Annotated in this window: 7 protein-coding genes; 5 read left to right on the plus strand and 2 right to left on the minus strand. The window is 70.0% G+C overall.

Annotated elements, in window-relative coordinates; translation table 11 throughout:
• Together I73_RS20780 and uraH are read right to left on the minus strand one after the other, a co-directional pair.
• A partial coding sequence (locus tag I73_RS20780; protein WP_022982379.1) for a urate hydroxylase PuuD occupies positions 1-480 on the minus strand: 480 nt, incomplete at its 3' end.
• 3 nt (positions 481-483) lie between these two features.
• Positions 484-840 (minus strand): hydroxyisourate hydrolase, encoded by a 357-nt coding sequence (gene uraH / locus I73_RS20785; RefSeq protein ID WP_022982380.1) that lies wholly within the window; start codon positions 838-840, stop codon positions 484-486.
• Between the two features lie 89 nt (positions 841-929).
• On the opposite strand from uraH, the gene I73_RS20790 reads away from it, so the two are divergent.
• From I73_RS20790 to I73_RS20810, 5 genes are all read left to right on the plus strand, one after another.
• Positions 930-1,685, plus strand: coding sequence for a GntR family transcriptional regulator (locus I73_RS20790; protein WP_022982381.1), 756 nt, complete (start codon positions 930-932; stop codon positions 1,683-1,685).
• Positions 1,686-1,703: 18 nt separating this feature from the next.
• Positions 1,704-2,654 (plus strand): allantoinase PuuE, encoded by a 951-nt coding sequence (puuE, locus tag I73_RS20795; protein ID WP_026097011.1) that lies wholly within the window; start codon positions 1,704-1,706, stop codon positions 2,652-2,654.
• A 4-nt stretch (positions 2,655-2,658) separates the two neighbouring features.
• Positions 2,659-4,455, plus strand: coding sequence for a 2-oxo-4-hydroxy-4-carboxy-5-ureidoimidazoline decarboxylase (uraD, locus tag I73_RS20800; RefSeq protein ID WP_022982383.1), 1,797 nt, complete (start codon positions 2,659-2,661; stop codon positions 4,453-4,455).
• The gene (locus tag I73_RS20805) at positions 4,452-5,714 is read left to right on the plus strand and encodes a M20/M25/M40 family metallo-hydrolase (RefSeq protein ID WP_022982384.1); all 1,263 of its coding nucleotides are present in this window, start codon (positions 4,452-4,454) and stop codon (positions 5,712-5,714) included. The genes uraD and I73_RS20805 overlap by 4 nt, the downstream gene beginning before the upstream one ends.
• 95 nt (positions 5,715-5,809) lie before the next feature.
• The gene (locus tag I73_RS20810) at positions 5,810-6,859 is read left to right on the plus strand and encodes an ABC transporter substrate-binding protein (protein WP_022982385.1); all 1,050 of its coding nucleotides are present in this window, start codon (positions 5,810-5,812) and stop codon (positions 6,857-6,859) included.
• Positions 6,860-6,998 lie beyond the last annotated feature (139 nt).

Raw genomic sequence — 6,998 nt, forward strand, 5'->3', positions numbered from 1 at the left:
CAGGATGCCCACGATCAGGTCGCCATGGCGTCGGCCGCCCAGCAGGTGGCAGATCAGGTCATAGACCAGCCAGAACACGGCCAGAAAGCCCAGCGCCGCGGCCACCGCCCAGCCCGGCGAGGACCAGGCATGCACCCGCGGATCGATCAGGAAGGTGCGGGCCTGGAACAGGTAGAGCACGGTGAACAGGCCGAAGCCGGTCAGCCAGGTGCTGTAGCTCTCCCAGAAGAACCAGTGCAGCTTTTCGGGCAGCGTCTTGGGCGCCACCGTGTACTTCTGCGGGTTGTAGAAGCCCCCCCCGTGCACGGCCCAGAGTTCGCCGCCCACGCCCTTGTCCTTCAGGACCGGGTCGGTCGGCGGCTCCAGGCTGCTGTCCAGGAAGACGAAGTAGAAGGACGAGCCGATCCAGGCGATGGCCACGATCACATGGGCCCAGCGCAGCAGCAGGTTGGCCCAGTCCAGCAGGTAGGTGGTGTCCATGGTTCAGCTGCCCCGGTAGGTCGAGTAGGCCCAGGGGCTGGCCAGCAGCGGCACGTGGTAATGGGCCGCGGCATCCGCGATGCCGAAGTCCAGCGGCACGGTGTCCAGGAAGGGCGGCTCGGGCAGATCCACCCCGGCGGCGCGGAAGTAGGCTGCCACCTCGAACACCAGGCGGTAGCGCCCGGGCTGGAAGTCCTCCGCCTTCAGCAGCGGCCCATCGGCCCGCCCGTCGTGGTTGAGCACCAGCTCGCGGATCAGTTCAGGCTCGCCAGCCGGAGCCAGGCGGTAGAGGCGGACGGCCATGCCGGCGGCGGGGCAGCCGCGCATCGTGTCCAGCACGTGGGTCGTGAGTTGTCCCATGGGGTGCAGAAAGTGGTTGAAACCTGTGAACCGAAGTGTATACACTTTCGAATACACCGCAAGACATCTGTCAGAAGCCCTTGCCCTCCATGGCCCGCCGCCCCGACCCCGACGCGCTTGCCCGCCCCGCCGATACCGGGGTGGAGGCAGCCGCGTCCCCCGCCACGGCCCCCGGCGAGCGCACCACCACCGACAAGATCGTCGCCTCGGTGACCACCGCCATCGTCGAGCGCCGGCTGATGCCCGGCACCAAGCTGGTCGAACAGCAGATCGCCGACATCTTCAAGGTCTCGCGCACCGTGGTGCGCCAGGCCCTCAACCAGCTCTCGCGCGACAAGCTGGTCACGCTGGAGCCGGCCCGCGGCGCCTTTGTGCGCGAGCCCAGCGTCGAGGAGGCCCGCCAGGTCTACGAAGTGCGCACGCTGCTGGAAGGCGCCATGCTGCGCGAGCTGGCCGAGCGCATCACCGACGCCCAGATCACCCGCCTGCGCCAGCACCTGGCCGACGAGGCCGCCGCCATCGCCCGCACCGACGTGAGCGGACGCACCCGCCTGCTGTCCGACTTCCACAGCCTGCTGGCCGGCATGCTGGGCAACGAGGTGCTGGCCGAGATGCTCTCGGACCTGCTCTCGCGCTGCTCGCTGATCGCGCTGATGTTCCAGAGCTCCCACTCGGCCGAGGAATCCTCCGGCGAGCATGTGGCCATCGTCGAGGCCCTGGCCCGGCGCGACGGCGAGGCCGCCGTGGCCCTGCTGCGCGAGCACCTGGGCAATGTGGAGCGCAACCTGCGCCTGAACCCGCGCGTGGCCGACCTGGCCACCGCCCTGCAACCCGACACCCCGTGAATGCCCGGTGAACACACCATGAGCACGACATCCCGCTACCCCCGTGATCTGGTCGGCTATGGCCGCAAGCCGCCCCACGCCCGCTGGCCCGGCAACGCCCGGGTGGCCGTGCAGTTCGTGCTGAACTACGAGGAAGGCGGCGAGAACGCGGTGCTGCACGGCGACGCCGGCAGCGAACAGTTCCTCTCCGAGATGTTCAACCCCGCCGCCTACCCGGCCCGCCACCTGTCGATGGAAGGCATCTACGAGTACGGCTCTCGGGTGGGCGTCTGGCGCATCCTGCGCGAGTTCGAGCGCCGCGGCCTGCCGCTGACTGTCTTCGGCGTGTCGATGGCGCTGGAACGTCACCCCGAGCTGACCCAGGCCTTCGTCGAGCTGGGCCACGAGATCGCCTGCCACGGCTGGCGCTGGATCCACTACCAGAACCTGCCAGAAGAGGTGGAGCGCGAGCACATGGCCCGCGGCATGGAGATCATCCAGAAGCTCACCGGCGAACGTCCCCTGGGCTGGTACACCGGCCGCGACAGCCCCAACACCCGCCGCCTGGTGGCCGACTACGGCGGCTTCGCCTACGACAGCGACTACTACGGCGACGACCTGCCCTTCTGGCTGCAGGTGAAGAAGAGCGACGGCAGCCTGGCCCCGCACCTGGTGGTGCCCTACACGCTGGACACCAACGACATGCGCTTCTCGCTGCCGCAGGGCTTCAGCCACGGCGACGAGTTCTTCGAGTACCTGCGCGACGCCTTCGACGTGCAGTACGCCGAGGGCGACGAGCGCCCCAGCATGCTGAGCATCGGCATGCACTGCCGGCTGCTGGGCCGCCCGGGCCGTTTCAAGGCCCTGCAGCGCTTCCTGGACCATGTGCAGAGCCACAGCCGGGTCTGGGTGACGCGCCGCATCGACATCGCCCAGCATTGGCGGGCCACCCATCCCTTCGATGCCACCACCGCCTTCGTCTGGGAGTGACGCCATGCCCGCTGCGCTGACGCTGGACCTGCTCAAGCAAGCCGACCACGACACCTTCTGCCGCCTGCTGGCCGGGGTCTACGAACACTCGCCCTGGATCGCCGAAGGCGCCTGGACCCGCCGGCCGTCGGACGGCTTCGCCACGCTGGCCCAGCTCAAGCGCACGCTGGTGGAGGTGGTGCGCGCCGCGCCCGAGGCCGCGCAGCTGGACCTGATCCGCGCACACCCGGAACTGGCGGGCAAGGCCATGGTGGCCCGGACGCTGACCGCCGAATCCACCGGCGAGCAGCGCAGTGCCGGCCTGACCGACTGCAGCCCCGAAGAATTTGCCCGCCTGCAGCAGCTCAACGCCGACTACAACGCCCGCTTCGGCTGGCCCTTCATCCTGGCCGTCAAGGGCCCGCGCGGGCTGGGCCTCAGCCGCCAGCAGATCATCGACACCTTCGCTCGGCGCCTGTCGGGTACGAAGGAGTTCGAGTTCGCCGAGTGCCTGCGCAACATCCACCGCATCGCGGAGATCCGCCTGAACGAGAAGTTCGGCGCCGAGCCGGTGCTGGGCAACCAGGTCTGGGACGGGGCCGAGGCCCTTGCCGCGCACAGCGAGCCGGGCTTTGCCGAACGCGGCGAGCTCACCGCCACCTACCTCACGCCGGCCCACCAGGCCTGTGCCGCCCAGCTGCTGCAGTGGATGCGCGAGGCCGGCTTCGACGAGGTCCAGCGCGACGCGGTGGGCAATGTGGTGGGCGTCTACCACGGCAGCGACCGCCGTGCCCCGCGCCTGCTGACCGGCAGCCACTACGACACCGTGCGCAACGGCGGCAAGTACGACGGCCGGCTGGGCATCCTGGTCACGCTGGCCGCGGTGCGCGAGCTGCACCGCCAAGGCCGGCGCCTGCCCTTCGGCATCGAGCTGGTGGCCTTTGCCGAAGAGGAAGGCCAGCGCTACAAGGCCACCTTCCTGGGCTCGGGCGCGCTGGTCGGCCAGTTCGACCCGGCCTGGCTGGACCAGACCGATGCCCAGGGCATCGCCATGCGCGAAGCCATGCGTGCTGCCGACCTGCCCGCCACGCTGGACGCCATCGCCGGCCTGCGCCGCAGCGCGGCCGACTACCGGGGCTATGTGGAGGTGCACATCGAGCAGGGCCCGGTGCTGGACGACCTGGACCTGCCGCTGGGCGTGGTCACCTCGATCAACGGCAGCGCGCGCTACCGTGGCCGCTACACCGGCGTGGCCAGCCATGCCGGCACCACGCCGATGAACCGCCGGCGCGACGCCGCCACCGCGGCGGCCGAGCTGGCCCTGTTCGCCGAGGCTCGCGCCTCGGCCGACGAGGGCTCGGTGGCCACGGTGGGCCTGCTGGAGGTGCCGCAAGGCTCGATCAACGTGGTGCCCGGGGCCTGCGACTTCAGCCTGGACCTGCGCGCCCCCACCAACGCCCAGCGCGACGCCATGGTGCTGGACGTGCGACGCCAGGCCCAGCGCATCGCCGAACGCCGCCGGGTGCAGCTGCAGCTCGAGGAGGTGATGGTGGCCTCGGCCGCCCCGTCCGACCCGGCCTGGCAGCGCCGCTGGGAGGCCGCGGTGCGGGCCCAGGGCCTGCCCGTCTTCCACCTGCCCAGCGGCGCCGGCCATGACGCGATGAAGCTGCATGAGCTGCTGCCGCAGGCCATGCTCTTCGTGCGCGGCGGCAACGCCGGCATCAGCCACAACCCACTTGAGTCCGTTAGCAACGACGACTGCGAACTGGCGGTGCAGGCCCTGCTGTGCCTGCTGGACCAACTCGCCCAGGAAGCCCCATGAGCCTGCCCACCGACCACCCGACCTACCTGGCCCTGGATGCCTGGATCGACGCCCACTTCGACGAAGAGGTGCACACCCTGCAGGCCCTGGTGCAGGTGCCCACCGACACGCCCCCGGGGAACAACGCCCCCCACGCCGAGCGCACCGCCGAACTGCTCACCGGCATGGGTCTGCCCGTGAGCCGCCACCCGGTGCCGGCCGCCGACGTGCAGGCCTATGGCCTGCAGAGCATCACCAACCTGATCGTGCGCCGCAGCTACGGCGACGGCGGCCCCACCGTCGCCCTGAACGCCCACGGCGACGTGGTGCCCCCGGGCGAGGGCTGGACCCACGACCCCTATGGCGGCGAGGTGGTGCCCGATGCGACGGGCGGCCAGCTCTACGGCCGCGCCTCGGCCGTCAGCAAGAGCGACTTCGCCACCTACATCTACGCGCTGCGGGCCCTGGAGGCGGTGGCCCGGCCGCAGCGCGGCGCCATCGAGCTGCACTTCACCTACGACGAGGAGTTCGGCGGCGAACTCGGCCCGGGCTGGCTGTTGGCCCAGGGGCTGACCCGGCCGGACCTGCTGATCGCCGCGGGCTTCAGCTACCAGGTGGTGACCGCCCACAACGGCTGCCTGCAGCTGGAGGTGACGCTGCACGGCACGGCCTCGCACGCGGCCTACCCGGAGACCGGCGTCGACGCGCTGCAGGCCGCCAACAAGCTGCTGAGCGCGCTCTACGCCCACAACGAGGTGCTGCGCGGTCGCCGCTCCAGCGTGGCCGGCATCACCCACCCCTACCTGAACGTGGGCCGCATCGAGGGCGGCAGCAACACCAATGTGGTGCCCGGCAAGGTGGTGCTCAAGCTGGACCGCCGCATGATCCCCGAGGAAGACGTGGCGGCGGTGGAAGCCGAAGTGCGCGCCCTGATCGAGGCGAGCATCGCGGCCTGCCCCGGCATCCGCCTGGAGATCAAGCGCCTCTTGCTGGCCCATTCGCTCAAGCCCCTGCCCGGCCACGAGAAGCTGGTGGCCCCGCTGCAGCGCCACGGCGAAGCGGTGTTCGGCGAGCCCATCCCCACCTCCGGCACGCCGCTGTACACCGACGTGCGCCTGTATGGGGCCCAGGGTATCCCGGCCGTCATCTATGGCGCTGGCCCGCGCACCGTGCTGGAGTCCAACGCCAAGCGGGCGGACGAGCACCTGGCCCTGGCCGACCTGAAGCGCGCCACCCGCGTGGTGGCCCGGGCGCTGCACGACCTGCTGCAGCCGGCCTGAGGCCCCTCGGACACGGCCTGCACCGCCCCGATTTCGCACGCTTCTTGCAACACCTTTTCCATCCCCGAACCTGCCTTCTCTTCCCCGGAGTCCCCATGCGCCTGAATGCCCTTGCCTCCCTGTCCCGCCTGAGCCGCCGCAGCCTGCTGGGCCTGGCCGCGGCCCTGACCCTGCCGGTCATGGCCCAGGCCCAGACCACGCCGATCAAGTTCCAGCTGGACTGGCGCTTCGAGGGCCCCAGCGCCTTCTTCCTGCTGCCGGCCGCCAAGGGCTACTTCAAGGCCGAGAAGCTGGACGTCACCATCGACGCGGGCAATGGCTCGGGCAATGCGGTCAACCGCGTGGCCTCCGGCGCCTATGACATGGGCTTTGCCGACCTGGCCGCGCTGATGGAGTTCCAGGCCAACAACCCCACCGCGCCGAACAAGCCGGTGGCGGTGATGATGGTCTACAACAACACGCCCGCGGCGGTGTTCGCGCTCAAGAAGAGCGGCATCAAGACCCCGGCCGACCTGAGCGGCAAGAAGCTGGGCGCACCGGTGTTCGACGCCGGCCGCCGCGCCTTCCCGATCTTCCAGAAGGCCAACAACGTGGGCAAGGTGGAATGGGTCAGCATGGACCCGACGCTGCGCGAGACCATGCTGGCCAAGGGCGACCTGGACGCCATCACCGGCTTCTACTTCACCTCGCTGCTGAACCTGGAAGCCCGCGGCGTGAAGGCCAGCGATGTGACCGTCATGCCCTTCCCGCAGTTCGGCGTGAAGCTCTACGGCAACGCCATCATCGTTGGCGAGGAGTTCCTGAAGAAGCACCCGGAGGAGGTCAAGGCCTTCCTGCGCGCCTTCACCAAGGGTGCCAAGGACGTGATCGCCGATCCCAAGGGCGCCATCGCCAGCGTCAAGGCCCGCGACGGCATCATCAATGCCGAGCTGGAAGAGCGCCGTCTGAAGCTGGCCATCGAAAGCTCGGTGGCCACGCCCGACGCCAAGGCCGAGGGCTTCGGTGACCTGAGCAAGCCGCGCCTGGCCCTGATGGCCAGCCAGGTGGCCGACGCCTTCCAGACCAAGAGCCGCATCAACCCGGATGCCATCTGGAACGGCAACTACCTGCCCTCGGCCGCCGAGCGCGCCATCTTCAAGAAGTGACCCTCGCCCACACCGGGCGGATGCCTGCCTGGCCAGGGCCGGGCAGCCGCCGGTGTGGCCCCGCACGCCCATCCAGCCGAGGTGCCGCATGAGCTTTGTCGACTTTCGCAACGTCTGGCTCGCCTACAACGACGAGCTG

Source organism: Ideonella sp. B508-1 (assembly GCF_000333615.1).
Taxonomy (GTDB): domain Bacteria; phylum Pseudomonadota; class Gammaproteobacteria; order Burkholderiales; family Burkholderiaceae_C; genus Ideonella.